The following is a 26,483-nucleotide window of genomic DNA, read 5'->3' on the forward strand; positions in this document are numbered from 1 at the left end:
GGCAGCTACTCGTCGCGGAAGAGGCTGCGGATCAGGCCGCCTTCGCGGTCTACAGTGCGCGCCTTTTCGCGGCACTCAGCCATCACTGCTTCGGGAATCAAGCGGCGCACCAGCCACAGTCCGGCGACGATGATCACGATATCGTCGAGCATGCCGAAAAATGGAATGAAATCGGGAATAATGTCGATCGGGCTGGCGGCGTAAAGCAGCACCACGATCAAGATTGCCTTGGCCGTCCACGGCGTGTTGGGATGGCGGAAGACGAACCACATGGCATGCAGCTCGATCTTGAGCGCCCGGACCTTTTCCTTGACGCGCGCCACCCAACTCATGGCGCTAACGCCGGCGGCGCAGCAGTAGATATAACGCGCCGGCACCACCGTCGCGCGGCGTCGCCTGCTCGATGGCAATCACCATTTCGCGGAGCGGCGGCTGATTGAGCCAGAGCGGCACCATGCGGCGCAGCACGCCGCCTTCGCGCACCGAACCCTTGCCGGTGATAACCAACACCGAGCGGCGATCGGCCATCCAGCATTCGGCGAGAAAGCTGTTCAATTCCGCGTGCGCTTCCGATTGGGTCATGCCGTGCAGATCGACCCGCGCTTCGGGCCGCAGCTGACCACGCTTCAGGCGCTGAGCATTGCGCTTATCGAGGCCAGCGGTTTTGCCGGGCGCCAATTCGGGCAGCAGCTTAGCTCGGGTTGGGGCCGGCGGCGGCGGCGGAACGACGGTTGAAGCAATGGCCGTTGGCGGCTTCGGTTTCTTGGCCTTGTCGGGCGCGCTCCGGGTCTTGGGTTCTTCGAGCGGCTGCGAATATATTGGATCGACGTCGCCCGTCACCTGGCGCCACAGCGATTGCTCTTCGCGGCTGACGGAGCGTTTATGCGCCATCGCCCCGGCTCTCACGCTTCAACGATGATGATGTGCAGACGCCGGGGGCCGTGCGCGCCAAGCTGGAGGCGCTGTTCGATATCACCAGTGCGCGACGGCCCGGTGATCAGATTGACCGTGCGCGGCATGAAGGCGCCGTCCTCACCCTCGGCGCGCAGGCGGCGCCAGCCTTCTTCATAAGCGCCGGTAATCTGATCGGCACGCAGCACCACAATATGATTCTCGGGCAGGAAGTTCAGCGTCGAGGGCCGCGTCGCATCGGATGTCAGCATCAGCGTACCGGTTTCGGCGAATGCCATGTCGGCGCCGGTGATGCTCACCTGATCGGCATCCTCGGCGCGGCCGCGGCGCATGTTGAGCATCGGCCGCGATGCCCAGGGATAACTATCTAGCGCGGTATCCGGCGCCATCACCATATCGCTCGGTAGATTGTTCTGCGCCAAATATTCCGCCACCGCATCCGGCACATCAGCACCGTTCGGCACGCGCACGACACTCGCCTGCACGGCTTCCGCCATCTTGGAAAATAGCGCCACTTGGTCGGCGGGAGATCCATCGCCGCGGGCCGGGATTAGGTTGCTCTTGGGCGAGCTGAGGCGTGCCGACAATTCCTCGCGCACCGAAGCCGGCAATTCCTCCCGTCCGAGACTGCGCCGGAGCGCGCCAAGGATACGGTCGCGCCCCTTGCCTGCGCCGTTCGCTGCATTCTCTGTTGTATTGCCGCTCATGCCCGGCCCCGGCGGCGCCATTTGGCGTGAAACGATCCGCCCTCGGGCGTCGGCATATCGCGCCCCGCCGTCCAGCCATGAGCGAACGGTAAGCTGGCGATGCGGCCGCGCCGGGCGCCGAGCAGGCGCAGCGCTCGGACCAGCAACGCTGTGGTCAGCCGGTAGCTGGCGGGGTGGCGCACCAGCCAGGCCCAGAACGCTAATCCCAGGCGATAGCGCGGCGCTTGCAGGCCGGCGTCAAATTCCTGTTCACGCCAGCGCCGCATGAGGCCGGGGAGCGGAATACGCATTGGGCATACTTCTTCGCAGCGGCCACAAAAGGTTGAGGCATTGGGCAGATGATGGGCTTCTTTCAGGCCCACCAGATTCGGCGTCAGCACTGCGCCCACCGGGCCCGGATAAACCCAGCCATAGGCATGGCCACCGATCGCACCGTATACCGGGCAATGGTTCATGCAGGCGCCACATTTAATGCAGCGCAGCACCTCACGGAATTCGGAGCCCAGCATGCCGCTGCGGCCATTGTCGAGCAAGATGACGTGGAACGCCTCCGGCCCGTCCAGATCACCGGGTCGCTTGGGCCCGGTTGAGAGTGTGGTATAGGTCGAGAATTCCTGCCCGGTGGCGGAGCGTGCCAGCACGCGTAGAATGGTGCTCATGTCGTCGAGCGTCGGGACCGCCTTCTCCAGGGTGGCGAGCACGATATGTACGCGCGGCAATATTTGCGTCAGATCACCATTGCCCTCGTTGGTGACGATGGCGGTGGTGCCGGTCTCGGCGACGAGAAAATTGGCGCCGGTAATGCCGACATCGGCGTCAATGAAACGATGACGCAACATGGCGCGCGCCTCGTCTACCAGCTCGTCGACTTCTTCCAGCCGTTTGCCGCCGCCTTTTTCCTTGTGATGTTCGTAAAACAGGTCGGCGACCTGGTCTTTGGTTTTGTGAACAGCAGGCGCGATGATGTGGCTTGGATATTCGCCCGCGAGCTGGACGATATATTCACCGAGATCGGTCTCAATCGGCTCGATATCGTTTGCTTCAAGAAATTGATTGAGGCCGATTTCCTCGCCGATCATTGATTTTGATTTAGTGACTGTTTTCGCTTCGACGGCGCGGCAAATATCCAACACCGTTTGACGCGCGTCTTCGGGGGTCACGCACCAATGGACCACACCGCCGCTTTCCTCGACCTTGTCGGCGAAACGCTCGAGATAGAAATCAAGATGCTCCAGCGTGTGATTCTTTATCTCCACGGCCTGATCACGGAGCGCCTCGAATTCCGGCAGGAGCGCCGCCGCTTCGGATCGCTTGACCGAAAAGCCCGTTCGAAAACGCGACAGGGCATCCTGCAGGTTTTCGTCTACAAGGCCCTTTTGGGCGCGGGCGATAAAATCATGGCTGGTTGATTGCATCTTCGCCTTAACCTGTTTGCCGAGCGCGGCGCTTGGCGCCTGCGGGTTCGCCGATCGCCGGCCCATCCGCCATGCCGGCGAGAACTTCGGCAACATGGCGTGTTTCTACGCCACGGCCTTCGCGGGTCAAGCGGCCGGCCATGTTCAAGAGGCAACCGAGATCTCCGGCCAACAATGTACCGGCGCCGGTATCTGCGATATCGGCCACTTTATCGCTGACCATGCGGGTCGAAATTTCCGGATATTTGATACAAAAAGTTCCGCCGAAGCCACAGCACACATTGGCGCCCGGTAGCTCCTTCAACTGCAATCCGTGGACGCTCGCCAACAGCCGGCGCGGCTGTTCTTGCACGCCGAGTTCGCGCAGGCCGGCACAGGAATCGTGATAGGTGACGCTGCCGTTGAACTCCGCCGCCACCGTTTCCACGCCCAACTCATCGGTGAGAAACGACACCAGCTCGAATGTTTTGGCAGCGAGCGCCTCGGCACGCGGACGCCAGGCGGCATCGTCTGCGAAGAGCACGGGATAATGATGTTTGATCATGCCGGCGCAAGAGCCAGATGGCGCCACCACGGCATCGAACCTTTCGAAGGATTCGATCACTTGGCGGGCGATAGCCCTGGTATTGCGGCTGTCGCCCGAATTATGCGCCGGTTGGCCGCAGCAGATTTGCGCACTCGGCGCTTCGACTATGCAGCCGGCATCCTCGAGCAGCTTGACCGCTGCGAAGCCGACGCTGGGGCGGAACAGATCGACCAAGCAGGTGACGAACAGACCAACCCTGACGGTGCCGCGCTCAGGCTTTTCACTCATAATCTCGCTTTCCTTCCGTGCGAACGGCGCGAGATTAGTTGACCAGCGCCTGAACGTCGAGGTCGCGTGGCAGGAGCAGCCAATACCGGCCCTGATGTTTCATTCGCCCGGCGATTTCGCCGGCGTCGTGCCCGGTTCCCCAAAACACGTCGCCGCGCACCGGGCCACGGATGGCGCCGCCGGTATCCTGGGTCACCATGAGGCGGCGTAGCATTTGGTCAGGCCTTGACGGATCGCCGTCCGGCGCTTGTGCCGCCAACCAAAGCGGCGCACCAAGCGGTAGGAACTTGCGGTCCACCGCCAGCGAACGCCCGGCCAGGAGCGGCACGCCTTGCGCACCCACCGGCCCGAGCTCGGCCGTCTTGCCGTCTAACCAACGAAAGAAGACAAACGAATTATTTTCCTGCATCACCGCCGTCGCCCCAGCCGGATTGTCTTCCAGCCAGGCGCGGATGGACTGCATGGTGACCTCCTCCCGCGTCAGGGCGCCGCGTTCAACCAGGCTGCGGCCGATAGCAAGATAGGGTTGGCCATTGCTGGCGGCATAGGCGATGCGCCGCGCGCCGCCATCTTTCAGGCGGACCCGGCCCGAGCCCTGAATATGGAGGAAAAACGCATCGACCGCGCTATCGACCCAAACCAGCTCCAGGCTTCGACCGGCAAGCGCGCCGGTGTCGATCTCCGCCCGGGTGGGATAGGGCAAGAGCGCACCGTCAACGACGCGCCCGGCAATGCGCTCGCCCGCCATGGCTTCACGGAAACGACCGAGTGAAACCGAAACCAGATCGTCCGGACGGCGGTAGAGCGCGATGTCATAGCCCTCTCCGGGCGTCAGCGAGCCCTGCAATTCGGGCTCGAAATAGCCGGTAAACAGGCCCATTTCGCGGCCGTTGTTGAGCACCGCGTAGGGCTGGAACCAATCTTCGAAAAACAGACGCGCGGCCTGGTGATCACGCGTATCGCGCGCTCCGGCCGCTTCGCAAGCACCCTGCCAGGCGCCGGCGCTGCCCGGGATCGCGCCTCCGAGGCTGGCGCTGGCGTCACGCCGCAGCAGCTTATCGCAGGAGCGGAGAAATGCCTGCAAGCCATTGCCCTGCTGGTCGATGTCCCAGCCCGGCAAATCGGTGAATGATGCGGCGCGCAGGTGCAGCCGATCAACCGGCGGCGGCTCAAGTGAGGTTTTTGGACTCGAGAGCGGCGCGCAGGCGGTAAATAATACGAGCGTTGTTAGGAAGGTCGCCCAAGTGGCCCAAGCGATTAACCCGGCGTGCGGCACGGTCGTGCTCAATCAGGCGTACGGGTCTCGATCAAGGCCCAAGTCGGATCGCTGGAGCGCGTGTTGTGGGCAAACGTCCACAGATCGACCACCCGCACAATGGATTCGGGTTCGCCTTCCACCGTCTCACCGTTTTCATCACGGGTAACGGTCATTTGCTGGCTGCGAAAGCGAACCGTCAACCGCGCCGTGCTGCCTTTCAGATCGGCAGCATCGATGGCGGCGGAATCAAGCGAAACAATCGTGGTCTCGACGCTTTCCTTGGCGGCGATGCGCGCCCGGATGACATCGGCGAACTGGTCATAAACATCGTCGCCAAGAAGCGGTCGCAATGTCGCGGTATCACCGGCGGCGAAGGCTTCAACAATCATTTCGAAAGCACCCTTGGCGCCGGTCACGAACTGACGCGGGCTAAAATCCGGATCGGCGGCTCGAATGCGCATCAAGCCGACGCGAATGTCGTCGGTTGCGTCTTGTTTCAAGTCGGGCTGAGATACCTCGCGATCGCCAACATCCGACAATTCCTTCTCGAACAGGTCGTCTTCGGATTCATCGCCATGACCCGGCAGATGAATAACCTTGCCGGTATTTTGCTCTTCAGCTTCGTTCGAACGTGAAAAGATATCGCTGGGGCGCTGACGTTCCTGCCCCGTGCGCCGGCCAAGTGCGCTGCGCAGCCGCAGAATCACGAACACCGCGATCAAGGCGAAAAATATTATGTCGAAATATTGGAACCCGTCAGACATATTCCCTTACTCTTGCCTGAGCGCCCGGCTCACGAAATCAACCAATGAACGATGCATCGCGTCTGTCGAGCACATACTTGGTCGAGGCGCCGTATAAAATTTAAGCCGCACATAGCACCGCTCACGGCATGCTCTACCATATAACAAATAGACCTTCACTACGGAAACCGCAAGCTCTGCCATGATCCCGCTCCTCCTCTTCCTCGCAATTCCGGCCGCCGAAATATTCCTGTTTATCGAAGTGGGCGGCCAAATCGGAACCTGGCCGACCATCGCAATGATATTCGGAACCGCTATAATTGGTGGCACGATCTTGAGATATCAGGGTCGGCAAATGATCGAGCGGGCCCGTGAACAAGTTGCACGGCACGAGATGCCGGTGGCGGAAATTGCGCAGGGCGCCGTGCTCGTGGTTGCAGCACTGTTGTTGCTGACGCCAGGTTTCATTACCGATGCGCTCGGCGCGCTGTTGCTCATACCCATTCTCCGCCGCTTGGTTCTCGGCCTGCTTTTGCTCGCCATTCGGGCACGTTTGCGCGACAAATACCGGCCAACGGATCCGGGCGCCGCCGCCGCCTCCGACAAGGTTATCGATGGTGAATTCGAAGATATCAGCAGTTCACAAGGCGCGGATGATTCACCCGGCCAACCTGGGGGCCAGTCCGGGATTCCACCACCGCGTATCGATAGAGAGTAAGACGTCGGGTATGTTAGTCTCATTTTCCCGAGCATTTCCGTGGCGCGCCGGGAAATCTCTGCCAAATTGACGTTATTTGACGAAAGGTATTCAGCGATGAGCGATAGCGAGAAGACGGATAAAGGCAAAAGCAAAAAAGCAGCGGCAGCAGACGCGCCGGCAGAGGATTCAACATCCGCCAGCGCCGATGCGCAAGCCGCGGAAACCGGTACGGCCGAGGGTGCTGCGAGTGATGACGCCGGTGGCACAGTACCGGCAGCGCCGACCAGTGCCCCGCAAATCGGCATCCAATCGCAATATGTTAAGGATCTGTCGTTCGAGAATCCCGGCGCCCCGGGTAGTCTTGTCGCGGCGGCGAAGGCGCCTGAAATCCAGGTCAATGTCGAAGTTCAAGCGCGCCCGTTACAGAACGATACCTACGAAGTCGCCCTGCATATCACGGCGAGCGGCAAGAACGGACAAACCACCTTGTTCATGGTGGATCTCACTTACGGCGCGGTCTGCCGGGTCATCGGGGTGCCCAAAGAGTCTCTACAGCCGGTGCTTCTGGTCGAATGTCCGCGCATGCTGTTTCCGTTTGCGCGGCGCGTTCTGTCCGACGCCACGCGGGATGGCGGATTTCCACCACTTATGCTCAACCCGATCGATTTCATGGCACTTTACCGTCAGCAACAACAGTCTCTGGCCGCAAATAGCGACGCCTAGTCCAACAGCGCCAGCGCCGGCGCCAACGACGGCGTCAACGGCGGCGCCTCAACTATTCCAGATCGGATCGTCCAGGGTGGCGATAAACGCCGCATGCGCTGCTTTTTCCTCGGTGCTCGGTTTATGCGGGCGCGGTGCTCTGGCGTCATTGATATGCAGTTCACCGTCCTCTCCCGGTCGCTTGGCTTGGCTGCTGGACAGGACAAGGGCCGCCTGACGGCCGCCGATCAACTCCAGATAAACTTCTGCAAGCAGTTCCGCATCAAGCAGGGCGCCATGTTTTGTGCGCTGTGAATTGTCGATTTCGAAGCGCCGGCAGAGGGCATCAAGGCTGGCCGGAGCGCCGGGATATTTGCGCCGCGCCAGCGACACCGTGTCGATCGCCCGTGCCGGCGGCAAAACCGGTCTGCCCAACTTCTCTAATTCCGCGTTCAGGAAGCCGAGATCGAAGGCGGCATTATGAATAATCAGCGTGTCTTCAGCCACAAAGCTGATAAATTCATCGGCGACGGCAGCGAATAGCGGCTTGTCGGCCAAAAATTGTGCGCTCAAGCCATGCACTCGAAATGCGCCTTCCGGCATCTCACGCTGTGGATTGATGTAACTCTGAAAGACTTTGCCGCTGGCTACATGATCGACCAACTCGACGCAGCCGATCTCGACGATGCGATCGCCGCGAAGCGGGTCAAGCCCGGTGGTTTCAGTATCCAGAACGATTTCCCGCATGATGGGCTGAGTTTACTTCAGCTCGCCGTGGCGGGCCAACATAACGGCCAATGGGTGCCGCGCCGCGCCACAAGAATATCGGCGACGCGTCTAATTGTTTGTTCGGAATCCCTTTTGTTCAGCCCTGTCCGGATTACGAAATCGGCGCGCCGACGTTTTTCCCCATCGCTCATTTGCCGCGCCAAAATCGCGTCATATTTGTGCACTGTCATGTTGGCGCGCGCCAACACGCGGGCGCGCTGGACGAATTCCGGGGCAGAGACCACGGCGGTGGCGTCACAGCGCGCATCACCGCCGGTTTCAAACAGCAGAGGTATGTCCAGAACGACAAGCCGGCAGCGGCGGCTCTTGGCGGTGGCGAGAAATCTGCGTTCGGCGCGCCGCACCATGGGATGCAGGATGGATTCCAACTGTCGCAGCGCTACTGCGTCCTGAAATACCAATTTTCCCAATGTCGGGCGATCCACGGCTACATCACCACTCTCCTCGACGCGCGCTTCGGGAAATGCCGCCGTCACCGCCGTCACCGCCGCGCCGCCACGCGCCATCAGGCGGTGTACTGCAGCATCGGCATCCCAGATCGTGGCGCCATGACGGGCAAAGGCCCGTGTCGCCGTGCTCTTGCCCATACCGATCGAACCGGTGAGGCCAAGTATCATCATCTTTCTAGCCCGCCAAATCGACTGTCACGAAGGCACGTAGCTCCGCCGTGACTTGCGGCTCGACACCGAACCAAGCGGCAAATCCCGGCCGCGCCTGATGCAGCAGCATACCGAGGCCATCGACGACGATATTGCTGCACTCCCGCGCCGCGGCGAGAAGCGGGGTGGTCAACGGCGAATAAACAAGATCATTCACCACCGCGCGTTTCGGCAGCAGCGAAAGATCGATTTCGAGCGCCGGCTGGCCGGTCATGCCAAGGCTGGTGGTGTTGATCAAAAGCGCGGCGTCTTGCAGGGCAGCATGGCGCTCCGTCCATGGCGCCGGCTTGATGGCGGGCCCTAATATTTTGGCCAATGCTTCGGCGCGCGCCATGGTGCGATTTAAAACTCTGATTTCAGGCGCGCCTGACTGCAACAATCCGGCGCATACCGCGCGCGCCGCGCCGCCCGCGCCCAACACGATTGTCGGGCCCGAAGTAAGATCGAGCTGCGGCGCTCCGTCACGCAAATTCTCGAGAAAGCCAAATGCATCACTGTTGTCACCGCGGAGTGTGCCATCCGTCTTCACGATCACGGTATTCACGGCGCCAATCCGCGCCGCGAGCGGGCTGATTTCGCCGACCAAATCCAACGCCGCCACTTTGTGGGGAATCGTGAGGTTGCAACCGCTGAAGCCCAAAGCCACAAGCCCGCCCAGCGCGGCCTGCAAATTATCCGGCTGCACCGCGAGCGGCAGGTAAGCGCCGTCAATGCCATGGCGCTCCAACCAAAAACCGTGCACACGAGGCGAACGCGAATGCGCTACCGGCCATCCCATCACACCGGCGAGGCGGGTTTTTCCGCTGCCGATCATGCCGCGACGATTCCGCGGCTGCGCAGGAAGTCAAGCAACGGCAACAGGGGGAGGCCAAGAATGGTGAAATAATCGCCTTCGATTTCGGCGAATAATTGCGCGCCCAGACCTTCCAAGCGATAAGCGCCGACACAGCCGAACGCTTCGTCACCGGCGCTCTCCAAATAGCTTTCTATGAAGCTGTCGGAAAAATCGCGCATCTTCAACCGCGGCGCGCCGGTGAAGCGCCACAGGCAGGCACCGTCCTGAACGGCGCACACCGACGTGAAGAGGCGGTGGTCTTTGCCACGCAAAAATCGCAATTGCTTGTCGGCATCGTCGCGATCTCGCGCCTTGTCGAACCAATCACCCTTACAATCGAGCAATTGATCGGCGCCGATGACGAGAGAGCCTGGTGCCTGCTTTGCGACATGGCGCGCCTTCAGCTCCGCCAGCGCCCCTGCCGTTGCCTCCGCGCCCTCCGCCTTCATCGTCGTCTTTAGTTCGTCTTCATCGACATCGGAGGGCCGGGTTTCGAAAGTGAGGCCGGCGCCGCGTAGGAGTTGGGCCCGAGCCGTACTGGCAGACGCCAAAATCAACAATTCTTTACTGTCATCCACGATAATTTTCGACCTCCGGCGATTCCCCTTGACCACCTGATTCAAGAGCTTTTACCCTTGCTGACGATTACAGCTTTACCTTTGCTGACAAATTCGTCAGTGCAAAACGGAATTTCGCACACATGGCGACCGCTTCAGCATCCCCCGACGCCGCGATGGAGGGCAGCGCTTCCTCCTTCACTGCAACGCGCGATAAACTCAGCGAATTTCTGATTCAAGCAACGTTGATAGAGAGTTACCACAGCTTTGTGCGGCACGCCAAACCCTACCCTTTTGCCGCCCGCGAAAGTTTGCAGCCCGGCGCCAGCATGGCGTCATTCGAGCATCCGTTTCAGCGTTCAGCGCTCGTCCTGATTGTCGACGGGGCGTTGCCGGCGAACTTACGCAAGCATATCCGGTTCCGCCGGGCCAATGAACTGAGCGCCGATAATCTGTCCCGTCTGGCGCCTGAAATCGCCATGGCATTGCCCCCACCCGTCAGCCTGGCAATGGGAGACCCTGGGTTTCCCGCACTCTTGGACCGCCTGCTCGATCTGGATTATGCCCTGCTAATGCAGCGCGCGAGCCCGTCTTCGCCAATTACACTTAGCCATATGCATGTGAAGGTTGAGCGGCTGACGGACAATGCGGTGCGCCTGCTCGCCAGTGACCTTGGATATATCCGCCGCACGCTCTACGAAAGTGGCGAGGCGCATGCTGAGATGCTGGAGCGTAAATATTTCGAATATTTCGGCTTTGGGGCCAATGCATCGGGGCGAAAATGTGCCGCGGCCATGGCTGCCCAACTGCTCGGCGCAGACGTTTCTCGATTTGCCGTCTTTGCCACCTGCCAGGAGGATTGCCGCCTCACCATGCTTGATGACAGTGAGTCCGTCACCCATCATCTACTGATCCGGGTGAAGACAAAAACTCTGCGCGCTATCGGTGCTGAAGACCTTGAGAATTATGTGATCGATGCCGGGCGCGGCGCAAATGACGAGTCTATTGTGTGTTATCGCGGGCGATTGTGCCGCACCGCCGCGGCGCGGCCGCTCCCGGCAGAATCAACCGCGCGGCCCGATAGCGGTCTCAATCAGCCTTGGTTGGCAATCACCGAACAGACCTTGCTGCCGCTGCCAGGACATCATGCACCTGCCCTCTCCTTTGACTGGGTGGGTGACTAAGTGAGGGACGGGGTAGGCCGCGCATACGCGCTGGGTTAATCCTCGCCGTCGATATGCTTGGCGTGAAGCTGCAGCACTGCGGCAGCCGTTTCCTCGATCGAGCGGTTTGTCACATCGATCACCGGCCATCCCGTCCTGGAGAACATTCGCCGCGCATGTTGCACCTCTTCGCGCACCGCCACGGGGTCAACATATTCCGTTTCCTCGTCCTGGCCGATCATGCGCAACCGGCTGCGGCGAATATCGACCAGCTGGTTGGCGCCGCAGGTGAGGCCGACGACCAGGGGGCGCTTGAGAAACTCCAACTCCGGCGGCAGCGGGCAACCGGGCACGACGGGCACATTCGCCGTCTTGAATCCACGGTTAGCGAGATAAAAGCAAGTTGGCGTCTTGGACGAGCGCGACACGCCGACCAACACGATATCGGCACCCTCTAACGAACCGGTGGCCTGGCCATCGTCGTGCTGCAAAGTAAAGTTCATGGCGTCGATCCGGCCAAGATAATGCGCATCCATGACATGCTGGCTGCCCGGCAAGTTTTGGCTTTCAACGCCGAGGTACTGGCTCAAGGTCGCGATCACCATATCGAGCAAAGGGATGCAGGGTATGTCGAGCTCGCGGCAGCCTTCCTGCAGCGCTTGGCGTAGTTCCTGATCGACCAGCGTAAACATAACCACGCCTGGATTTGCCGCAACGCTGGAAAGAACGCGCTTTAATTGATCTCTCGACCGCACCAGCGACCAAAGATGCTCGATCGCCTCGACATCGCTGAACTGTGCCACCGCGCCGCGCGCCACCGTGATAACGGTTTCGCCTGTGGCGTCGGAAACAAGGTGGAGATGAAAACTTTTAACGCTCATATCCTATCCTTCACCGCCTTGTGTATAAGCCTATCATGCATTGTGAACAGCTTTGCAATCGGCCATCTGCCGGGATTCGTCAGCAAACGACGCGCCGCGATAGAGAGGACTTATGCTCAAAATCAGAAGTCCCTTCGTTTGCGGGGATATGTATTTTCGCGAGAAACTTATCCCACCAATCCCCGCTTTGTCCCGCGGCTAATTTTCGCATTAATTTTCGGTTGGTTGGAACATCACGCCCGTGATATCCCAAGGCCATCCACCGATGCGAAGAGGTGCCTGGCCTCTTGCCTGTTTGCCGGTGATGCTGGGGATAACAGCTTAATCCCCGGTTTCCCCCGTCCTACTACAACTACCACTACCTTTAATTTTTATAAGAATGTAAGAGTAGTAGGCATTCGCATATCTGTTCATAAGCCGATTCTCGTGACCATCTGGATGATTCTTTCATGAACTCCGAAGCTGGCATCAAGCCGTTGCTCTCGGCGCTGAGGGGCGTGCGTCAGACGCCCGTGCCGTTCTGGTATATGCGCCAGGCTGGGCGCTATTTGCCGGAATATCGCAAGCTGCGGGCCGAGGCCGGCGATTTCCTTGATCTCTGCTACTCGCCCGATCTTGCCGTTGAAGTCAGCCTGCAACCGCTCCGGCGCTATGACATGGATGGCGTAATTTTATTCTCGGATATTCTAGTGGTGCCTGATGCGCTCGGAATCGGCCTCAGATATGTTGAGGGTGAGGGCCCAAAGCTTGATGCGCTGGACCAGCGCGATCCCCTGCCAGTTTATGAGCGTGAAAAATTTCTCGCCCATTTGTCTCCTGTGTTCGAAACGTTGAAGGGTATCAATGCTCGTGCGCCCGCCACCGCTACCGTGATCGGTTTCGCCGGTGCGCCGTGGACGGTTGCCACCTATATGATCGAGGGCGGCAGCAGCCGGGATTTCGCCAAGACTAAAACCTGGGCGTTTCAGAATCCTGAGTCCTTTCAAAACCTGATTAACTTATTAGTCGATTCGACATCCGATTACCTGTTGGCCCAGATCTATGCCGGCGCTGATGTTGTGCAAATTTTCGACAGCTGGGCAGGCGTGTTGCCGGAGATCGCCTTGCAGCGCTGGAGCCTGGCGCCAATTCTTGAAATCGTTAGGCGTGTCCGGCAGAAACATCCGGACGTGCCGGTTATCGCATTCCCGCGTGGCGCCGGCGTTTCTTATGCCGCCTATGCGGAGAGCGCGGATATCTCGGCCGTGTCACTGGATTCAACGATGCCGCTGTCCTGGGCCGCTGCGCACCTTCAGCCGCATGCGGTCGTGCAAGGTAACCTTGATCCCTTACTCCTCGTCTGTGGCGGCGCACCATTGTTCGAAGAGGCCGAGCGGATATTAACGACGCTTTCTGGTAAGCCGTTCGTGTTTAATCTTGGTCATGGCATCGTGCCGCAAACGCCGCCCGAACATGTTGCCGCTTTGTCAGAATTCATTCGCGGTTGGAGAGCCTAGGCGATGACGCGGACCGCTGTTGTGCTGTTCAATTTGGGTGGGCCGGATTCGCTCGAAGCGGTTGAGCCGTTCCTTTTCAACCTGTTTAGCGACCCGGCAATCATCCGCCTGCCGCGTCTATTACGTCACTGGGTTGCAACGCGGATATCGCGCCGCCGTGCGCCCATCGCGCAAGAGATCTATCGCCAGATCGGCGGTAAATCCCCAATCGTCGAGCAAACCCAGGCGCAAGCCGAAGCCTTGCAGGCGGCGCTCTCCGATTTGGGCGAGGTTCGGGTGTTTACCGCCATGCGCTATTGGCACCCGAGAAGCGATGTGGCGGCGATGGAAGTCAGAGGATTTGCGCCGGATAACATCGTGCTGCTGCCGCTCTATCCTCAGTTCTCGACGGCGACGACAAAGTCTTCGTTGGTCGATTGGTATCGAGCGGCAAAAAAAGTTGGCCTCCTGGCGCCGCGGGTGACGAGCACGGCGCTCTGCTGTTACGCCACGGCCAAAGGATTGATCGAGGCACAGGGCGACCTGATCGCGCCGCTCCTGAGCACAGCCGCGGCGCGCGGGCCGGTCCGCTTGTTGCTGTCGGCGCATGGCTTGCCTGAGCGCATCGTGAAGCGCGGCGATCCTTATGCCTGGCAGGTCGAGCAGACCGCAGCCCATATCGTCGCCCGCCTCGGAATAGAGAATTTGGACTGGCGGTTGTGTTATCAAAGCCGCGTTGGGCCGATGAAATGGATTGGCCCAGCCACTGACGATGAAATTCGCCGCGCCGGAGCCGATGGTGTGGCATTGGTGATCGCGCCTATTGCCTTCGTTTCCGAACATTCGGAAACGCTGGTCGAGCTCGATATTGAGTATCGCGACCTGGCGGAAAGTTGCGGCGTCCCCGCCTATCATCGCGTGCCTGCCGTGGCTTGCCACCCGGCGTTTATTGCGGCGCTGGCGGATTTGACCCGGCAATGTCTGGAACGCGCACCCGGGCACTGCGACAGCATGTTTTCGTTGTCCGCTGACCGGGTGTGTCCGGCGCCGCATTCGGGCTGCCCACTCGTGGCGGGTTGACGGCAGCGCGTCCGGAGCAATCACATGGCAGGCGATATTTATATTTGGCTAAAAGCTCTGCACATTATTTCGGTAGTGGCATGGATGGCCGGCTTGCTCTATCTGCCGCGACTTTTCGTTTATCACTGCGCTGCCGAGGCCGGTTCTCCGCAAGCGAAAACCTTCGAGATCATGGAACGCAGATTGCTGCGCGCCATCATGAATCCGGCAATGATCCTGAGCCTGGGATTTGGTGGCGCATTGCTGACCCAAACCAATGTTGTGGACTGGTCAGGCGATATTTGGATCTATCTGAAACTCGTTTTTGTCGCTCTACTGGTGGTGCTGCATCATTTTTTGGAGCGCTGGCGGATTGCCTTCGCAGCCGGGGAAAATCGTTTCGACGCCCGGTTTTATAAGCGTGTGAACGAAGTGCCGACACTCGCGCTGATTGCCATCGTGATCTTCGTTGTGGTCAAGCCATTTTGAGTTTCGGTTAATCTTTGTTTGACATTCGCGGCCTGTGTTCGATAATCCGCCCGCTGAACGCAAGGAACGGGCACGGAAGATCGCCCGGTGCGCCAGTCTCTCCAAGTTACTCCCGATAAATCACCGTTATTCGGCCAAAGCGCGCCGTTATGTGATCATCCAAATTCCTCTCCCGCCTTTCACGTCAGGTTATCCCCGCCATGCATCTCCAGGACCTCAAAACTAAATCCCCTAAAGAATTGCTCGAGTTTGCCGAAAATTTGCAAATCGAGAATGCCATCACCATGCGTCGCCAAGATCTGCTGTTTTCCATTCTCAAGCAGCTCGCCGATAATGATGAGGTCATCACTGGCTCCGGCGTTCTGGAAGCCTTGCAAGATGGTTTTGGGTTTATGCGCTCTCCGGAAGCGAGTTACCTGCCCGGGCCCGACGATATTTATGTCAGCCCCAGTCAGATCAGGCGCTTTTCGCTGAGAACCGGCGATACGCTGGAGGGACCGATTCGCTCGCCGAAGGATGGTGAGCGTTATTTTGCGTTGCTGGAGCTGGAGACGATCAATTTCGATCCGCCCGAGAAAATCAGGCACAAAGTAAATTTCGATAATTTGACTCCGCTTTATCCCGACGATCGCTTCACCCTCGAAATCAACGACCCGACGGTAAAGGACACGACTGGGCGCATCCTGGATTTGGTGGCGCCGCTCGGCAAGGGCCAGCGCGCCTTGATCGTTGCGCCGCCGCGCACCGGCAAAACCGTGATGCTGCAAAATATTGCCCATTCCATTGAGGCCAACCATCCCGAAGCCATATTGATCGTTCTGTTGATCGACGAGCGGCCGGAGGAGGTCACCGACATGGCCCGCTCAGTGAAGGGCGAGGTGGTCAGCTCGACCTTCGACGAACCCGCTACCCGCCATGTTCAGGTCGCGGAAATGGTCATCGAAAAAGCCAAACGGCTGATCGAGCATAAACGCGACGTGGTGATTCTGCTGGATTCGATCACCCGCCTGGCCCGCGCCTACAACACGGTCGTGCCGTCTTCCGGCAAGGTGCTGACTGGCGGTGTTGACGCCAACGCCTTGCAGCGTCCTAAGCGCTTCTTTGGTGCCGCGCGCAATATCGAGGAAGGTGGATCGTTGACCATCATCGCCACCGCCCTGGTCGATACCGGCTCGCGCATGGACGAGGTGATCTTCGAGGAGTTCAAGGGGACCGGTAATTCGGAAATCATACTTGACCGCAAGTTGGCTGATAAGCGGACCTGGCCGAGCATGGACATCGCGCGCTCCGGCACGCGCAAGGAAGAGCTGTTGGTGGACAAGGCCACGCTCTCGAAGATGTGGGTCCTGCGCCGTATCCTGATGCCGATGGGCGTGGTGGATGCCATGGAATTCCTCATCGACAAGACCAAAGGTACCAAAAACAACCAAGACTTTTTCGATTCGATGAATGCCTAGTCCTGGGAATGCCTAATTTGCGAATGCCTAACCAGGAACCCGGCGGTTGTTCGAGCAATCCCGGCCGCGGTCTCTTTCACGCGCCATAGGCTAAGGCCGAGCCATGACAGACGCCGCCGAGCGCCGCCAAATTCCCTTGCGCGGCATACTTTATATGTTGGCGACGGCGGTCGTCATCTTTCCGTTGCTCAATGCCTCGGTCAAATATCTGTCCGCCGATTATTCGCTGGTGCAGATCATTTGGATTCGCTCGGTCGTTCACCTGCTGTGGATGGTGTTGTTATTCATGCCGGGGCTCGGCCTGCGGCTATTCGCGACGCGCCGCCTCAAGCTGCAACTCACGCGCTCTCTGTTGCAATTGTGCGCACTTACCACTTTTGTCGTCGGCCTGCTTTACATTCCGATGACGACCGCCACCGCCATATTCTTCACCGGGCCGCTCATCGTGGTGGCGCTTGCCGTCCCACTGCTGGGCGAGCGCGTTGGTATCCGGCGCTGGCTGGCTGTGCTGGCGGGTTTTGCCGGGGCGCTGATCATTATTCGCCCGGGCGCCGATGGCACGCACTGGGCCGCAGTGCTGATCCTCGCCTCAGCGTGTTTCTACGCTCTCTATCAGGTATTGACGCGCCGCGCCGCAGATCACGACGATTTCCGCGTGTCCGCAGTCTACACAATCCTGATCGCTCTAGTGGTTTCCAGCATTGCGGTACCGTTTTTCTGGGAAACGCCCGTGGGTTGGCTCGATTGGCTGATATTTGGCGGCCTCGGCTTTCTTGGCGGCCTCGGCCATCTCTTTGTCATTAAGGCCTATGAGCATGCTGAGGCGTCGTTTATCGGCCCGTTCGATTACGGCCAATTGCTCGGTGCGACGGTTGTCGGATATCTGGTGTTCGCCGAGTTTCCCGATTTATGGACTTGGATCGGCGCTGCCGTCATCATCGTAAGTGGTATATATGTGGCGCGCCGCGAAGCGCTGGTACGGCGCCGGGCGACCCAAGGACCGGGGACAGTCTAAACGAGGCCCATCTGCGCCAACACGGCCTGGGTAAGCGGCGCGTCAGCGTCCGCGAGCTGGCTGAGAATGGTGTAATGATTGCAGCCCTCGAGATAGAGCAGGTCAGTAGCATGATCAGCGGCGCGGCATTGTTCAGCATAGACCCGCGATTGGCGCAAAAATTCATCGGTTTCGTCAGCGCCCACGGCCACGGTTAACGCCGCGCCGGCGCGCGGCAGGCGGAACAACGGGCTGAATTGCCGCGCGCTCTTCGCATCGAGCCCAAGATCATTATTTATCGATGTCTCGATTAGGGGCGCCAAATCGTACAGGCCGCTTATTGCCGTGATGCCGCGGATGATATCTGCCGGCAGGCCGCGCGCCGGCCAGTCCGTTGCCACCAACTCGGCTGCGAGATGGCCGCCGGCGGAATGCCCTGCAAGGTGGATTCGTGAGCGGTCGAAATTACCCGCCGCCGAGTTGTCATAAAGCCAGGCGACGGCGTCACGCGCATGCGCGACGATTTCGCCCATCGGCGTATCCGGCGCCAGCCCGTAATTGATGTTGGCCAGCGCGCCGCCGCGGGCGATGACGGGTGCTGCGATGAAGCCGTAATTGGTCTTCTCGTTGGAGCGCCAATAGCCGCCATGAATGAAAATCAGTAGGGGACTTGCAGCGGCACGTGCCGGAAACAAATCGAGCTGCTGGCGCGGCGCCTTGCCGTAGCGCAGATCTTCTTGCCAATCGAGGCTGGCTTTCGCCTTCGCACTCGCCGCTGCCCAGCCATCGCGCACGCTTTGATGATCGGGATGGCGGGCGCGGATATTGTATTCGGCTTCCAGGGTTGCCGGCGGGGTCGGGTTATCCGATGTGGTCACGGCACAAAAATCGTCGATCCCGTGGTCTTGCGCGCTTCCAAATCGCGGTGAGCCTGCGCGGCTTCCGCCAGCGGATAGGTTTGATTGACTTCGATCTTGACGGCGCCACTTTCGACAACGTCGAACAAGGCCGTGGCGGATGCTTCCAATTCTGCCCGCGTCGCGTTGTAGGCGAACAGGGTCGGGCGCGTAAGGAAAAGCGATTTCGGCGCCAGCATGCCGGTGTGGAATTCATTGTAGGGACCCGACGCCTGGCCGAAATTGACCATCATGCCGAGGCGCTTCAGACATTCGAGCGAGCCCTGAAAGGTGTCGTTGCAGACGGAATCATAGACCACCGGCACGCCCTCGCCATTGGTCAATTCCTTGACCTGCGCGACCCAATCTTCGCTGCGGTAATTGATTGTATGGTGGCAACCATGGGCTTTTGCCAGCGCCGCTTTTTCGCTGCTGCCGACGGTGCCGATTACCGTCACGCCGAGATGGTTGAGCCATTGACACTGAATCAGCCCGACGCCGCCGGCCGCGGCATGAACCAACACGGTTTCGCCGGCCTTCGCCGGATAGGTACGGCGGATCAGATATTCCACCGTCATGCCCTGCAGCATCATTGCTGCGCCTTGTTCGAAAGAAATAGCGTCTGGCAATTTGACCAGATATTGAGCCGACATATTGCGCGCTTCCGCATAGGCGCCTGACGGCGCCGGCGCCGCATAGGCGACCCGGTCTCCGACCGCGACTTCGCTAACGCCCTCGCCGATTGCCTCCACCACGCCGGCGCCTTCCATGCCGATGGTCCACGGCAATTGTGGCACGGGGTAGAGTCCGGAGCGCAGGTAGACGTCGATGTAATTGAGGCCGATCGCCACATGGCGCACTTGCGCCTCACCGGCACCGGGCGCCGGCACATCGACATCCTCATATTTCAAAACTTCCGGCCCGCCTTGTTCATACAGGCGTATGGCTTTGGTCATGTGCTGTCTCCAAAATAAACTGCGGCGATTGCCCCGCGGGTTTTGCTAGCTCTAACGGGCGCCTACGCGCGCCTCGATGGCGTCCCAAACAAGCGCATCAAGGCGCGCATCGTCAAGCTGGTTAATTTCCATAATACCGGTCGGCGAGGTCACATTGATCTCGGTTAGAAAATCTCCGATCACGTCGATACCGACGAAAATCAAACCTTTCTCACGCAACGCCGGACCGATGGCGGCGCAAATATCATGCTCGCGTGGCGTAAGTTCGGTTTTTTCGGCGCGGGCACCAACATGCAGGTTAGCCCGCGCCTCGCCGGCGGCGGGGACGCGGCTGACCGCGCCGGCCGCGACGCCATCAACCAGGATAATGCGTTTGTCGCCCAGGCGGACTTCCGGCAGATATTTTTGCACGATGATCGGCTCGCGGTAGAGACCAGTGAACATTTCCAGCAGCGCATTGAGATTTTCGTCGTCGGGCCCGATGTGAAACACACCGGCGCCGCCATTGCCGAACAGCGGCTTGACGATGATATCCAAATACTCGGCGCGGAATTCATGGATCAGGGCCGCGTCGCAGGTGATCAAGGTGGGCGGCATCACGTTTTCGAAATGGGTGACGAACAATTTCTCGGGCGCGTTCCTTACATGCACCGGGTCGTTGACCACCAGCGTTCCGGGATGAATATGCTCCAGTAGATGTGTGGCGGTGATATAGGACATGTCGAACGGCGGGTCCTGGCGCATCAGCACCACATCCATGGTCGCCAGATCGAGCAATTCGGCTTCGCCGACTGCGAAGTGATTTCCGACCTGAGAGCGGACCTGGAGCGGCCGTGCGCGAGCGATCACGCGGCCCTGTTTCAGGGAGAGATCGGCGGGCAAATAATGAAACAGGGCATGGCCGCGCGCCTGTCCTTCCAAGGCCAACGCAAACGTGCTGTCGCCTGCAATGTTGATGCTGTCCATGGCATCCATTTGGATGGCGACCGCGAGACCCATGTTAATTCAAGCTCGACTTGATTTGTTTCAACAAGGATTGGGCTTCGTGCTCTTCATCATGAGAAGGCGCCAAATCTAGGAAGGTTTCGAGGGCGCTCACCGCGCGGCGCAAATTTCCGGTTTGTACCGAAAGAATGCCCAACTCCTGCCACACGGATGCGACTTCCGGTGCGAGCAGCGCCATGCGCTCAAGAATCTCGCTGGCGCGCACGGTGTCGTCCGCCTTTAGCGCCCGCCCCTTGATGTTGTTTTGCAGTCGCAACAAAATATCGCGGTTGCCGACGGGCGCATGATGGCGCGGCATAAGCTCGGCATCGGCGCCCATGAATTGTTTCAACAAATCGCGCAGGTGCCCGGCTTCGAGAGCTTGGCCGCCATGGAAGGGATCGATGATAATGCGCGCCGCGCCGTCGGTGGCGCGCAGCAGAAAATGGCCCGGAAACGCGAGCCCGGTGATATCGCAGCCGCTGGCGCGCGCGGCATGGACATAGAGGATGCCGATGCTGACCGGCAGCCCGGCACGCCTATCGATCACGTCCAACAAATTGGCATTTTCCGGACTGTCGTATGTCTCGATATCGCCCTTATAGCCATGCGTTTCGAACATCAGCCGGTTAATCGTAGACGTGCGTGTCTCAAGAAAATCATGTTCGTCGGACGTCTTCCGCGCGTCCGCTGCGAGGTTCGACAAATGTTCATGATACGGCTCGAGCGCCACGCCGGGGCGGTCGAGCGCACCCAGAATCAACGCCGCCTCGGCGAGGTCAATGCGATCATCCGGCAAATGGCCGATGAGCCTGAGCGCCGCCATATGGTCGCGTTTGCCGGTCACGGCCCTGGCGTCCGGCGCGGATCATCCCGCATGACCACATGGCTTACTACCTGTTTGACGTTCTCAATGCGCCGCGCATGGTCGACCACTTTGTCCAATTCGGCTTGGTCCTGGGCGATGCCGACGACATAAATGACGCCATTGACCGTTTCAATATTGTAATTGATCGACAGAATGTCTTTGTCGAACAACATCTCCGCCGTGAGCTGCGTCGAAATCCAGGTATCGCGCGCGTAGTTGACGATGCCACCCTGGTCGGTCACCTGGATTTCATTGATGACTTCGCGCACGCCGCTTGCTTTCCACGCGAGTTCCAGCGCGTGAATTCTATGCTCCTGCTTTTTTACCGCACCCTTCAGGAGGACGCGGCCTTCGATTACATTGAAGGACACGCTCTGAAGCAGATCGACATTATCCTCATAAAATAGCTGGTTGAGTTCTGCCCGGATGGTTAGATCGTCGACTGCGTCGCCGATCGAGCGTTCCTGAACTGCGACGGCACCGCCGGTGGTCGCCGCGCCGACAAAAATCGAGGCGCAGCCGGTCAACGGCAAGGCACCGAGAAGCAGCAGGGTGAGCAAAATCTTGTGCGGACGGACGCACCACGATGCCACCGGCAACGTGCTGATTGGTTTATCGTTCTCTGGCTTCATCACGATCTCCTCACGATCTCCGCCGGGTTCTATACCTGTGCTGCGGCATGCTTATGGTGCCTCCGGTCGCCAGGCGTCCGTCACATGTTTCGGCAGGCGCCACGGCGTCACCGCCATGACGTCGAATCGAAAGCCCAGATTGCTCCATTTCGGATGTTGGGACAAGAAGGCCGCTGCCGCCCGCTCGATCCGCCGCTGTTGGCGTGGAGTCACTGCTTCGAGCGCCTCGGTAAGAGTGCGGCGCGCCTTGATTTCGATTACGGCGACGATATTGCCGCGTTTGGCGATTAGGTCTATCTCACCAACCGTCGTGCGGTAGCGCCGCGCCAGGATACGCCAGCCCCTGCAGCGCAGCAGCAGCGAACACCGTCGCTCGGCCGCGTGACCACGCAGATAAGCGCGCCGCCGCTCGCTCACTTTTGTCTGCTGTTAATACGCACGGCCAGCGCATAGAGATCACGCCGAGCCAAACCAGTTTCAACCGCTAGCTGGCCAGATGCGTCGCGCACGCTGGCCGATTGCAACAGTTCGGATAGACGGGCTTCAAGATGTTCCTCGGTATATTCCGGCGCCGCCAGGGGTGGCCCGATCACCACCACGACCTCGCCTTTGGGCGCGCCGCTTTCCGCATAATGCGCCGCCAGCTGAGCCAGGTCGCCGCGCATAAATTCTTCGTAAATCTTTGTCATCTCGCGCGCCACTGAACAGTCGCGCGTGCCGAGAATAGCGGCCATATCGGTGAGGCTTGCCGCGAGCCGGCGCGGTGATTCAAAAAATATCAATGTTGTTTTGATTGTCGCCAATTCGCCGAGCGCATTTCGTCGCGCGCCAGATTTCGGCGGCAGGAAACCGACAAACATAAAACTATTGCTCGGCAGGCCCGAAAGTGTGAGGGCCATGAGCGCGGCGCTCGCCCCAGGCACCGCCGAAACATAGATGCCGGACGCGATGGCCTTGCGCACCAGCTTATAGCCTGGATCGGAGATAAGAGGCGTTCCGGCGTCAGACACCAACGCGAGGGTTTCGCCGTGAGTCAGGCGGGCCATAATCGCGGGCAGCATGAACTCGGCATTATGCTCATGGTAGGGCAGCAAACGCGCCTCGATACCGTGGCGATCAAGCAGATGGCGGGTGTGGCGCGTGTCCTCGCAGGCGATGCGGTCGACCGCGGCAAGAGTATCGAGCGCCCGCAGCGAGATATCGTCCATGTTGCCTATCGGCGTGGAGACGATATAGAGCCCTGGACGCAATTTTGATGTCGGTTTACTTCGCATGGCCGCCTCAATTAGGCTGCGGTTGGTTGAGACACATTTGTCACGAGGTACCCTGCTTTGAGAATGCGAACGCGCCGTGTGGCCATCCTGATCGCACTCTCGTTTCTTGTGGCCGCTTGTCAGTCACAGAGTTTACCCTCACGCAGCGCCGAGGACAAAACTTCTACGGCTGGCGCAGGGCCGCTGGCGGTTGAATCCGCGCCAGCGCAAGACGCGAATATCACGAAGAGCGAGGAGCGCGCGCTCGCAGCGTTATCCGAGAGGGCCGCGGCCGAAATAGAACAAACGCGGCTGGTCGATATCACCGAGGTTAAAGTTGGGTTGTTATTGCCGCTTAGCGGGCCGCTGGCGCGCGAAGGGGCGGCGCTTCTCGACGCCGCGCAGTTGGCGCTGTTCGATGTTGCGGACGCGCATTTCATTTTGCAACCTAGTGACACCGGTGGCACGGCGGACGGTGCAGTGCGCGCGGCAGAAGCACTGCTGGCGGATGGTGCCACGCTTCTTCTCGGCCCGTTGCTCAGCGAGGAAGTGCGTGCCGTGACACCAATTGCGCGCGCCGCTGGAGTGAATGTTGTCGCCTTTTCCACCGACGCCGAAGTCGCCGGCGACGGTATATATCTGCTCGGCCATACATCGCGTCAGCAGATCGACCGCCTGGTCGGTTTTGCATATGACAGTGGTCTGATGCGGATCGCCGTTCTGGCGCCGAGCACGCCCTATGGCCGCGCGGTGGCAGGGCAAACCCGTCGGGCGGTGGCGGCTGTTGGCGGCGATGTTACCGGCATCGCGTTTTATGCACCCGATGCCTCGGATGCCAATGAAGTGGTGCGCGGCCTCGCCAATTACGACCGCCGGCATGGCGACCTGGTGGCGCAGCGCGACGCCTTGAGCCAGCGCGATGACGAAATATCGAAGCGCGCCCTGCGCCGGCTCGAAGGCTTGGATACGTTGGGTGATGTGCCGTTTGATGCCTTGTTGCTGCCCGATGGCGGCGAAAGCCTGAGACAGGTCGTTCCGCTGCTGCCCTATTACGATATCGACCCGGCCAAAGTGCGCTTTTTGGGCACTGGCTTGTGGGACAATTCCGAGACCCTTGGCGAGCCAACCCTGGTCGGCGGCTGGTATGTTGGCCCGCCGCCCGGCGCGCGCGTTGGTTTTATAGGGCGCTTTGTAGATACCTTTGGCTATACGCCGCACAGGATTGCCGCCCTCGCTTACGATGCGACGGCCCTGGCGGCGGCTTTGGCGCGCCGTGCCGGCCGCGCCGCGTTCGACTCCGATTCATTAGCTAGCCCGCGTGGCTTTCTCGGAGCCGGCGGGATATTCCGATTTTCCGCCGAAGGCTTGCCCGAACGCGGTCTGGCGGTACTTGAAATCACCGGCCGGAACGAGGTGGTTGTGGTCAGCCCGCCGCCCGAACGATTTGCTGTTTCAAAGGTCGAATAAATATTTCAGGCGAGAAGTTCGGACAGCACGCTGTTGAGCAGGGTGCGCCCGTTTTCCGTCGCCCGCAGCGTGTCACCGTCACAGGCTAGGAATCCGCCGTCCGTCAATCGTTGCAGGGCACCGGGCCGGACCGCCTGTGCCAGCGTGAGCCCGGAGCGGGCAGTTAAGCGCCGCACATCGACGCCGTCATGCAGGCGCAAGCCCATCATCAACATTTCCTCGGCGCGCTCCGCCGCCGACAAGGGGCGCGTCTCGGCAGTGCCGTGGCCGGTGCGTTGCACGGCGTCCAGCCAGGTTTCCGGCTTGGCGTGGCGGCGCGTTGCGCGGGCGCCAGCATCTGCCGTCTGAAGGCGGCCATGCGCGCCCGGGCCGATGCCGGCATAGTCTTCATAGCGCCAGTAAGAAAGATTATGGCGGCAGGCTTTGCCGGGCTGGGCGTGATTGGAAATTTCATAGGCGGGGTAGCCGGCATCGACTGTGAGCTCCTGGGTGATTTCAAAGAGCTCGGCCGCAGCGGCTTCTGGCGGCGTCTTAATTTCGCCGTTCTGGTGGCGCGCGTAGAACGGCGTGCCCTTTTCGATGGTGAGCTGATAAAGCGAAATATGTTCGCCGGCCATGTCGAGAGCAGTCGCCAATTCGCGCCGCCACGCCGCGGCGCTCTGTTCCGGGCGGGCGTAAATGAGATCGAACGAATAGCGCGGGAAGGTGCGTCGCGCGAGTTCAAGCGCAGCGCGTGCCTGGCGCGCGCTATGCTCGCGCCCGAGAAAGCCGAGCGCCGCATCATCGAGCGCCTGGACGCCAAGCGACAGCCGATTGACGCCGGCGGCGTGATAGGCGGTGAAGCGTTCCGCTTCAACGGAGGTCGGGTTGGCCTCCAGTGTGATTTCCGCGCCCGCATCGAGGCGCCATACCCGACCGACATGATCGATTACCGCAGCGACGGTCTCCGGCGCCATGAGCGATGGCGTACCGCCGCCAAAAAAAATGCTGGTGACATTGCGCCTAGGAGTCTCGGCAGCGACGTAATCGATTTCGGCACAGAGTGCGCGGCGCCAGCGCAAATCATCGACATCGTCGCGGACGTGGGAATTAAAGTCGCAATAGGGACATTTGGCGAGGCAGAACGGCCAGTGTACGTAAACCGCAAGCGTCTCGTCTTGCGCTATGGATGATTCACCGGCGGCTGGCCCGGCTTCAGTCATCGCCGGGGAAACATGCCGCCACGAGTTTTTCGAAGGCGCGCGCACGGTGGCTGAGCGCGTGTTTTTCGCCAGGCGGCATTTCACCGAACGTCATGCGATAGCCGGTCGGGATGAATATGGGATCGTAGCCAAAGCCGTGTTTTCCGCGTGGCGGAAAGCTCAAATTGCCGTGCACTTCGCCCTCGAAATTCTCGCAATGGCCATCCGGCCAGCACAGGCTGAGCGCCGAGACGAAATAGGCATCGGCGCCTTCGGGCGCATGGTCGTTTTTCGTGAGTTCTGATTCTACGCGCGCCATGGCGACGCCAAAATCTCGCCCGGGGCCGCCCCAACGGGCCGAGAAAATTCCCGGCTGGCCATCCAAGGCCGGCACCACCAGGCCTGAATCATCGGCAAACGCCGGCAATTGCGAGGCCGTTGCCGCGGCGCGGGATTTGAGTTCGGCGTTGGCAAGAAAGGTGGCTCCAGTTTCTTCCGGCTCAGCCAGGCCGAGCTCGCCGGCAGCGCACACGGTGACGTCATACGGCGCCATCAAATCGACCATTTCACGGATCTTGCCGCTATTGTGGCTGGCGATAACCAGCCGGTCGGCTGAAAATTTACGCGCCATTTTCGC

General features: G+C 60.0%; 30 protein-coding genes. 9 read left to right on the forward strand and 21 right to left on the reverse strand.

The window, feature by feature from the left end:
- Positions 1–5: 5 nt before the first annotated feature.
- Genes O3A94_08055 through O3A94_08085 form a run of 7 tightly spaced genes read right to left on the reverse strand, consistent with a single transcriptional unit; the run spans position 6 to position 5,870 of the window.
- Positions 6–332: a YkvA family protein gene (locus tag O3A94_08055; GenBank protein MDA1356206.1), complete on the reverse strand. Its 327-nt coding sequence runs from the start codon at positions 330–332 to the stop codon at positions 6–8.
- Between the two features lie 4 nt (positions 333–336).
- Positions 337–891, reverse strand: a complete 555-nt coding sequence (locus tag O3A94_08060; protein ID MDA1356207.1) for a Smr/MutS family protein — start codon at positions 889–891, stop codon at positions 337–339.
- Between the two features lie 11 nt (positions 892–902).
- On the reverse strand, positions 903–1,619 hold the full coding sequence (locus tag O3A94_08065; GenBank protein MDA1356208.1) for a lactate utilization protein: 717 nt from the start codon (positions 1,617–1,619) through the stop codon (positions 903–905).
- Positions 1,616–3,034 carry a LutB/LldF family L-lactate oxidation iron-sulfur protein gene (locus tag O3A94_08070; GenBank protein MDA1356209.1) on the reverse strand — a complete coding sequence of 473 codons (1,419 nt, stop codon included), beginning with the start codon at positions 3,032–3,034 and terminating at the stop codon, positions 1,616–1,618. Before O3A94_08070 ends, O3A94_08065 begins: the two co-directional genes overlap by 4 nt.
- A 7-nt stretch (positions 3,035–3,041) precedes the next feature.
- Positions 3,042–3,848 (reverse strand): (Fe-S)-binding protein, encoded by an 807-nt coding sequence (locus O3A94_08075; GenBank protein MDA1356210.1) that lies wholly within the window; start codon positions 3,846–3,848, stop codon positions 3,042–3,044.
- Positions 3,849–3,882: 34 nt separating this feature from the next.
- A complete protein-coding gene (locus tag O3A94_08080) occupies positions 3,883–5,136 on the reverse strand; it encodes an MltA domain-containing protein (protein MDA1356211.1) in 1,254 nt (417 codons plus the stop codon).
- On the reverse strand, positions 5,133–5,870 hold the full coding sequence (locus O3A94_08085) for a Tim44/TimA family putative adaptor protein (GenBank protein MDA1356212.1): 738 nt from the start codon (positions 5,868–5,870) through the stop codon (positions 5,133–5,135). Before O3A94_08085 ends, O3A94_08080 begins: the two co-directional genes overlap by 4 nt.
- 181 nt (positions 5,871–6,051) lie before the next feature.
- On the opposite strand from O3A94_08085, the gene O3A94_08090 reads away from it, so the two are divergent.
- Both O3A94_08090 and secB read left to right on the forward strand, forming a co-directional pair.
- Complete coding sequence (locus O3A94_08090) at positions 6,052–6,567, forward strand: FxsA family protein (protein ID MDA1356213.1); 516 nt, start codon at positions 6,052–6,054, stop codon at positions 6,565–6,567.
- A gap of 96 nt (positions 6,568–6,663) precedes the next feature.
- Positions 6,664–7,272, forward strand: a complete 609-nt coding sequence (gene secB, locus O3A94_08095; GenBank protein MDA1356214.1) for a protein-export chaperone SecB — start codon at positions 6,664–6,666, stop codon at positions 7,270–7,272.
- Positions 7,273–7,320: 48 nt separating this feature from the next.
- Here the strand turns inward: secB and dnaQ are convergent, their stop codons facing one another.
- Genes dnaQ through O3A94_08115 form a run of 4 tightly spaced genes read right to left on the reverse strand, consistent with a single transcriptional unit; the run spans position 7,321 to position 10,112 of the window.
- Entirely contained in the window at positions 7,321–7,998 is a 678-nt protein-coding gene (gene dnaQ, locus O3A94_08100) for a DNA polymerase III subunit epsilon (protein ID MDA1356215.1), read from the reverse strand.
- Positions 7,999–8,015: 17 nt separating this feature from the next.
- Entirely contained in the window at positions 8,016–8,660 is a 645-nt protein-coding gene (coaE, locus tag O3A94_08105; GenBank protein MDA1356216.1) for a dephospho-CoA kinase, read from the reverse strand.
- 4 nt (positions 8,661–8,664) lie between these two features.
- Positions 8,665–9,513: a shikimate dehydrogenase gene (locus O3A94_08110; GenBank protein MDA1356217.1), complete on the reverse strand. Its 849-nt coding sequence runs from the start codon at positions 9,511–9,513 to the stop codon at positions 8,665–8,667.
- Positions 9,510–10,112: a Maf family nucleotide pyrophosphatase gene (locus O3A94_08115; GenBank protein ID MDA1356218.1), complete on the reverse strand. Its 603-nt coding sequence runs from the start codon at positions 10,110–10,112 to the stop codon at positions 9,510–9,512. The genes O3A94_08110 and O3A94_08115 overlap by 4 nt, the downstream gene beginning before the upstream one ends.
- A gap of 122 nt (positions 10,113–10,234) precedes the next feature.
- Here O3A94_08115 and O3A94_08120 point away from each other — a divergent pair, with 122 nt between their 5' ends.
- A complete protein-coding gene (locus O3A94_08120; GenBank protein ID MDA1356219.1) occupies positions 10,235–11,275 on the forward strand; it encodes a hypothetical protein in 1,041 nt (346 codons plus the stop codon).
- A 35-nt stretch (positions 11,276–11,310) separates the two neighbouring features.
- On the opposite strand, the gene O3A94_08125 is transcribed toward O3A94_08120, so the two are convergent.
- Positions 11,311–12,135, reverse strand: a complete 825-nt coding sequence (locus tag O3A94_08125; GenBank protein ID MDA1356220.1) for a kinase/pyrophosphorylase — start codon at positions 12,133–12,135, stop codon at positions 11,311–11,313.
- A gap of 449 nt (positions 12,136–12,584) precedes the next feature.
- Here O3A94_08125 and hemE point away from each other — a divergent pair, with 449 nt between their 5' ends.
- The 5 genes from hemE to O3A94_08150 all read left to right on the forward strand — a co-directional run bounded on the left by hemE (position 12,585) and on the right by O3A94_08150 (position 17,630).
- Entirely contained in the window at positions 12,585–13,631 is a 1,047-nt protein-coding gene (hemE, locus tag O3A94_08130) for a uroporphyrinogen decarboxylase (GenBank protein ID MDA1356221.1), read from the forward strand.
- Positions 13,632–13,634: 3 nt separating this feature from the next.
- Positions 13,635–14,690 carry a ferrochelatase gene (gene hemH / locus O3A94_08135; protein MDA1356222.1) on the forward strand — a complete coding sequence of 352 codons (1,056 nt, stop codon included), beginning with the start codon at positions 13,635–13,637 and terminating at the stop codon, positions 14,688–14,690.
- Positions 14,691–14,714: 24 nt separating this feature from the next.
- The gene (gene hemJ, locus O3A94_08140; protein MDA1356223.1) at positions 14,715–15,158 is read left to right on the forward strand and encodes a protoporphyrinogen oxidase HemJ; all 444 of its coding nucleotides are present in this window, start codon (positions 14,715–14,717) and stop codon (positions 15,156–15,158) included.
- Between the two features lie 200 nt (positions 15,159–15,358).
- Positions 15,359–16,615, forward strand: a complete 1,257-nt coding sequence (rho, locus tag O3A94_08145; protein ID MDA1356224.1) for a transcription termination factor Rho — start codon at positions 15,359–15,361, stop codon at positions 16,613–16,615.
- 103 nt (positions 16,616–16,718) lie between these two features.
- A complete protein-coding gene (locus O3A94_08150; GenBank protein ID MDA1356225.1) occupies positions 16,719–17,630 on the forward strand; it encodes a DMT family transporter in 912 nt (303 codons plus the stop codon).
- Here the strand turns inward: O3A94_08150 and O3A94_08155 are convergent.
- From O3A94_08155 to rsmI, 7 genes are read right to left on the reverse strand one after another with little or no spacing between them, the layout of a single operon-like run.
- The gene (locus tag O3A94_08155) at positions 17,627–18,487 is read right to left on the reverse strand and encodes an alpha/beta hydrolase (GenBank protein ID MDA1356226.1); all 861 of its coding nucleotides are present in this window, start codon (positions 18,485–18,487) and stop codon (positions 17,627–17,629) included. The two genes, O3A94_08150 and O3A94_08155, sit on opposite strands and share 4 nt — an antisense overlap.
- Positions 18,484–19,461 (reverse strand): quinone oxidoreductase, encoded by a 978-nt coding sequence (locus O3A94_08160; protein MDA1356227.1) that lies wholly within the window; start codon positions 19,459–19,461, stop codon positions 18,484–18,486. Before O3A94_08160 ends, O3A94_08155 begins: the two co-directional genes overlap by 4 nt.
- Positions 19,462–19,512: 51 nt before the next feature.
- Positions 19,513–20,460 (reverse strand): glutathione synthase, encoded by a 948-nt coding sequence (gshB, locus tag O3A94_08165; protein ID MDA1356228.1) that lies wholly within the window; start codon positions 20,458–20,460, stop codon positions 19,513–19,515.
- Between the two features lies 1 nt (position 20,461).
- Entirely contained in the window at positions 20,462–21,292 is an 831-nt protein-coding gene (locus O3A94_08170; protein MDA1356229.1) for a transglutaminase-like domain-containing protein, read from the reverse strand.
- Complete coding sequence (locus O3A94_08175; protein MDA1356230.1) at positions 21,289–21,945, reverse strand: BON domain-containing protein; 657 nt, start codon at positions 21,943–21,945, stop codon at positions 21,289–21,291. The genes O3A94_08170 and O3A94_08175 overlap by 4 nt, the downstream gene beginning before the upstream one ends.
- 51 nt (positions 21,946–21,996) lie before the next feature.
- Entirely contained in the window at positions 21,997–22,362 is a 366-nt protein-coding gene (locus tag O3A94_08180; GenBank protein MDA1356231.1) for a YraN family protein, read from the reverse strand.
- Entirely contained in the window at positions 22,359–23,219 is an 861-nt protein-coding gene (rsmI, locus tag O3A94_08185) for a 16S rRNA (cytidine(1402)-2'-O)-methyltransferase (protein MDA1356232.1), read from the reverse strand. Before rsmI ends, O3A94_08180 begins: the two co-directional genes overlap by 4 nt.
- Before the next feature lie 78 nt (positions 23,220–23,297).
- Between rsmI and O3A94_08190 the strand changes: the two genes are divergently transcribed.
- Positions 23,298–24,665 (forward strand): penicillin-binding protein activator, encoded by a 1,368-nt coding sequence (locus O3A94_08190; protein ID MDA1356233.1) that lies wholly within the window; start codon positions 23,298–23,300, stop codon positions 24,663–24,665.
- 5 nt (positions 24,666–24,670) lie between these two features.
- On the opposite strand, the gene hemW is transcribed toward O3A94_08190, so the two are convergent.
- Positions 24,671–25,867, reverse strand: coding sequence for a radical SAM family heme chaperone HemW (gene hemW / locus O3A94_08195; protein MDA1356234.1), 1,197 nt, complete (start codon positions 25,865–25,867; stop codon positions 24,671–24,673).
- On the reverse strand, positions 25,860–26,477 hold the full coding sequence (rdgB, locus tag O3A94_08200; protein ID MDA1356235.1) for an RdgB/HAM1 family non-canonical purine NTP pyrophosphatase: 618 nt from the start codon (positions 26,475–26,477) through the stop codon (positions 25,860–25,862). Before rdgB ends, hemW begins: the two co-directional genes overlap by 8 nt.
- Positions 26,478–26,483 lie beyond the last annotated feature (6 nt).

Source organism: Pseudomonadota bacterium (assembly GCA_027624955.1).
Lineage (GTDB): Bacteria > Pseudomonadota > Alphaproteobacteria > UBA828 > UBA828 > PTKB01.

Coding starts and splice junctions, on each gene's coding strand:
- rho (MDA1356224.1), top strand. CDS start 15,359: ATGCATCTCCAGGACCTCAAAACTAAATCCCCTAAAGAATTGCTCGAG.
- O3A94_08120 (MDA1356219.1), top strand. CDS start 10,235: ATGGCGACCGCTTCAGCATCCCCCGACGCCGCGATGGAGGGCAGCGCT.
- O3A94_08125 (MDA1356220.1), bottom strand. CDS start 12,135: ATGAGCGTTAAAAGTTTTCATCTCCACCTTGTTTCCGACGCCACAGGC.
- coaE (MDA1356216.1), bottom strand. CDS start 8,660: ATGATGATACTTGGCCTCACCGGTTCGATCGGTATGGGCAAGAGCACG.
- O3A94_08160 (MDA1356227.1), bottom strand. CDS start 19,461: ATGACCAAAGCCATACGCCTGTATGAACAAGGCGGGCCGGAAGTTTTG.
- O3A94_08070 (MDA1356209.1), bottom strand. CDS start 3,034: ATGCAATCAACCAGCCATGATTTTATCGCCCGCGCCCAAAAGGGCCTT.
- O3A94_08060 (MDA1356207.1), bottom strand. CDS start 891: ATGGCGCATAAACGCTCCGTCAGCCGCGAAGAGCAATCGCTGTGGCGC.
- O3A94_08075 (MDA1356210.1), bottom strand. CDS start 3,848: ATGAGTGAAAAGCCTGAGCGCGGCACCGTCAGGGTTGGTCTGTTCGTC.
- hemJ (MDA1356223.1), top strand. CDS start 14,715: ATGGCAGGCGATATTTATATTTGGCTAAAAGCTCTGCACATTATTTCG.
- O3A94_08110 (MDA1356217.1), bottom strand. CDS start 9,513: ATGATCGGCAGCGGAAAAACCCGCCTCGCCGGTGTGATGGGATGGCCG.
- hemE (MDA1356221.1), top strand. CDS start 12,585: ATGAACTCCGAAGCTGGCATCAAGCCGTTGCTCTCGGCGCTGAGGGGC.
- rsmI (MDA1356232.1), bottom strand. CDS start 23,219: ATGCGAAGTAAACCGACATCAAAATTGCGTCCAGGGCTCTATATCGTC.
- rdgB (MDA1356235.1), bottom strand. CDS start 26,477: ATGGCGCGTAAATTTTCAGCCGACCGGCTGGTTATCGCCAGCCACAAT.
- O3A94_08175 (MDA1356230.1), bottom strand. CDS start 21,945: ATGAAGCCAGAGAACGATAAACCAATCAGCACGTTGCCGGTGGCATCG.
- gshB (MDA1356228.1), bottom strand. CDS start 20,460: ATGGGTCTCGCGGTCGCCATCCAAATGGATGCCATGGACAGCATCAAC.
- O3A94_08090 (MDA1356213.1), top strand. CDS start 6,052: ATGATCCCGCTCCTCCTCTTCCTCGCAATTCCGGCCGCCGAAATATTC.
- secB (MDA1356214.1), top strand. CDS start 6,664: ATGAGCGATAGCGAGAAGACGGATAAAGGCAAAAGCAAAAAAGCAGCG.
- hemH (MDA1356222.1), top strand. CDS start 13,635: ATGACGCGGACCGCTGTTGTGCTGTTCAATTTGGGTGGGCCGGATTCG.
- hemW (MDA1356234.1), bottom strand. CDS start 25,867: ATGACTGAAGCCGGGCCAGCCGCCGGTGAATCATCCATAGCGCAAGAC.
- O3A94_08055 (MDA1356206.1), bottom strand. CDS start 332: ATGAGTTGGGTGGCGCGCGTCAAGGAAAAGGTCCGGGCGCTCAAGATC.
- O3A94_08065 (MDA1356208.1), bottom strand. CDS start 1,619: ATGAGCGGCAATACAACAGAGAATGCAGCGAACGGCGCAGGCAAGGGG.
- O3A94_08085 (MDA1356212.1), bottom strand. CDS start 5,870: ATGTCTGACGGGTTCCAATATTTCGACATAATATTTTTCGCCTTGATC.
- O3A94_08150 (MDA1356225.1), top strand. CDS start 16,719: ATGACAGACGCCGCCGAGCGCCGCCAAATTCCCTTGCGCGGCATACTT.
- dnaQ (MDA1356215.1), bottom strand. CDS start 7,998: ATGCGGGAAATCGTTCTGGATACTGAAACCACCGGGCTTGACCCGCTT.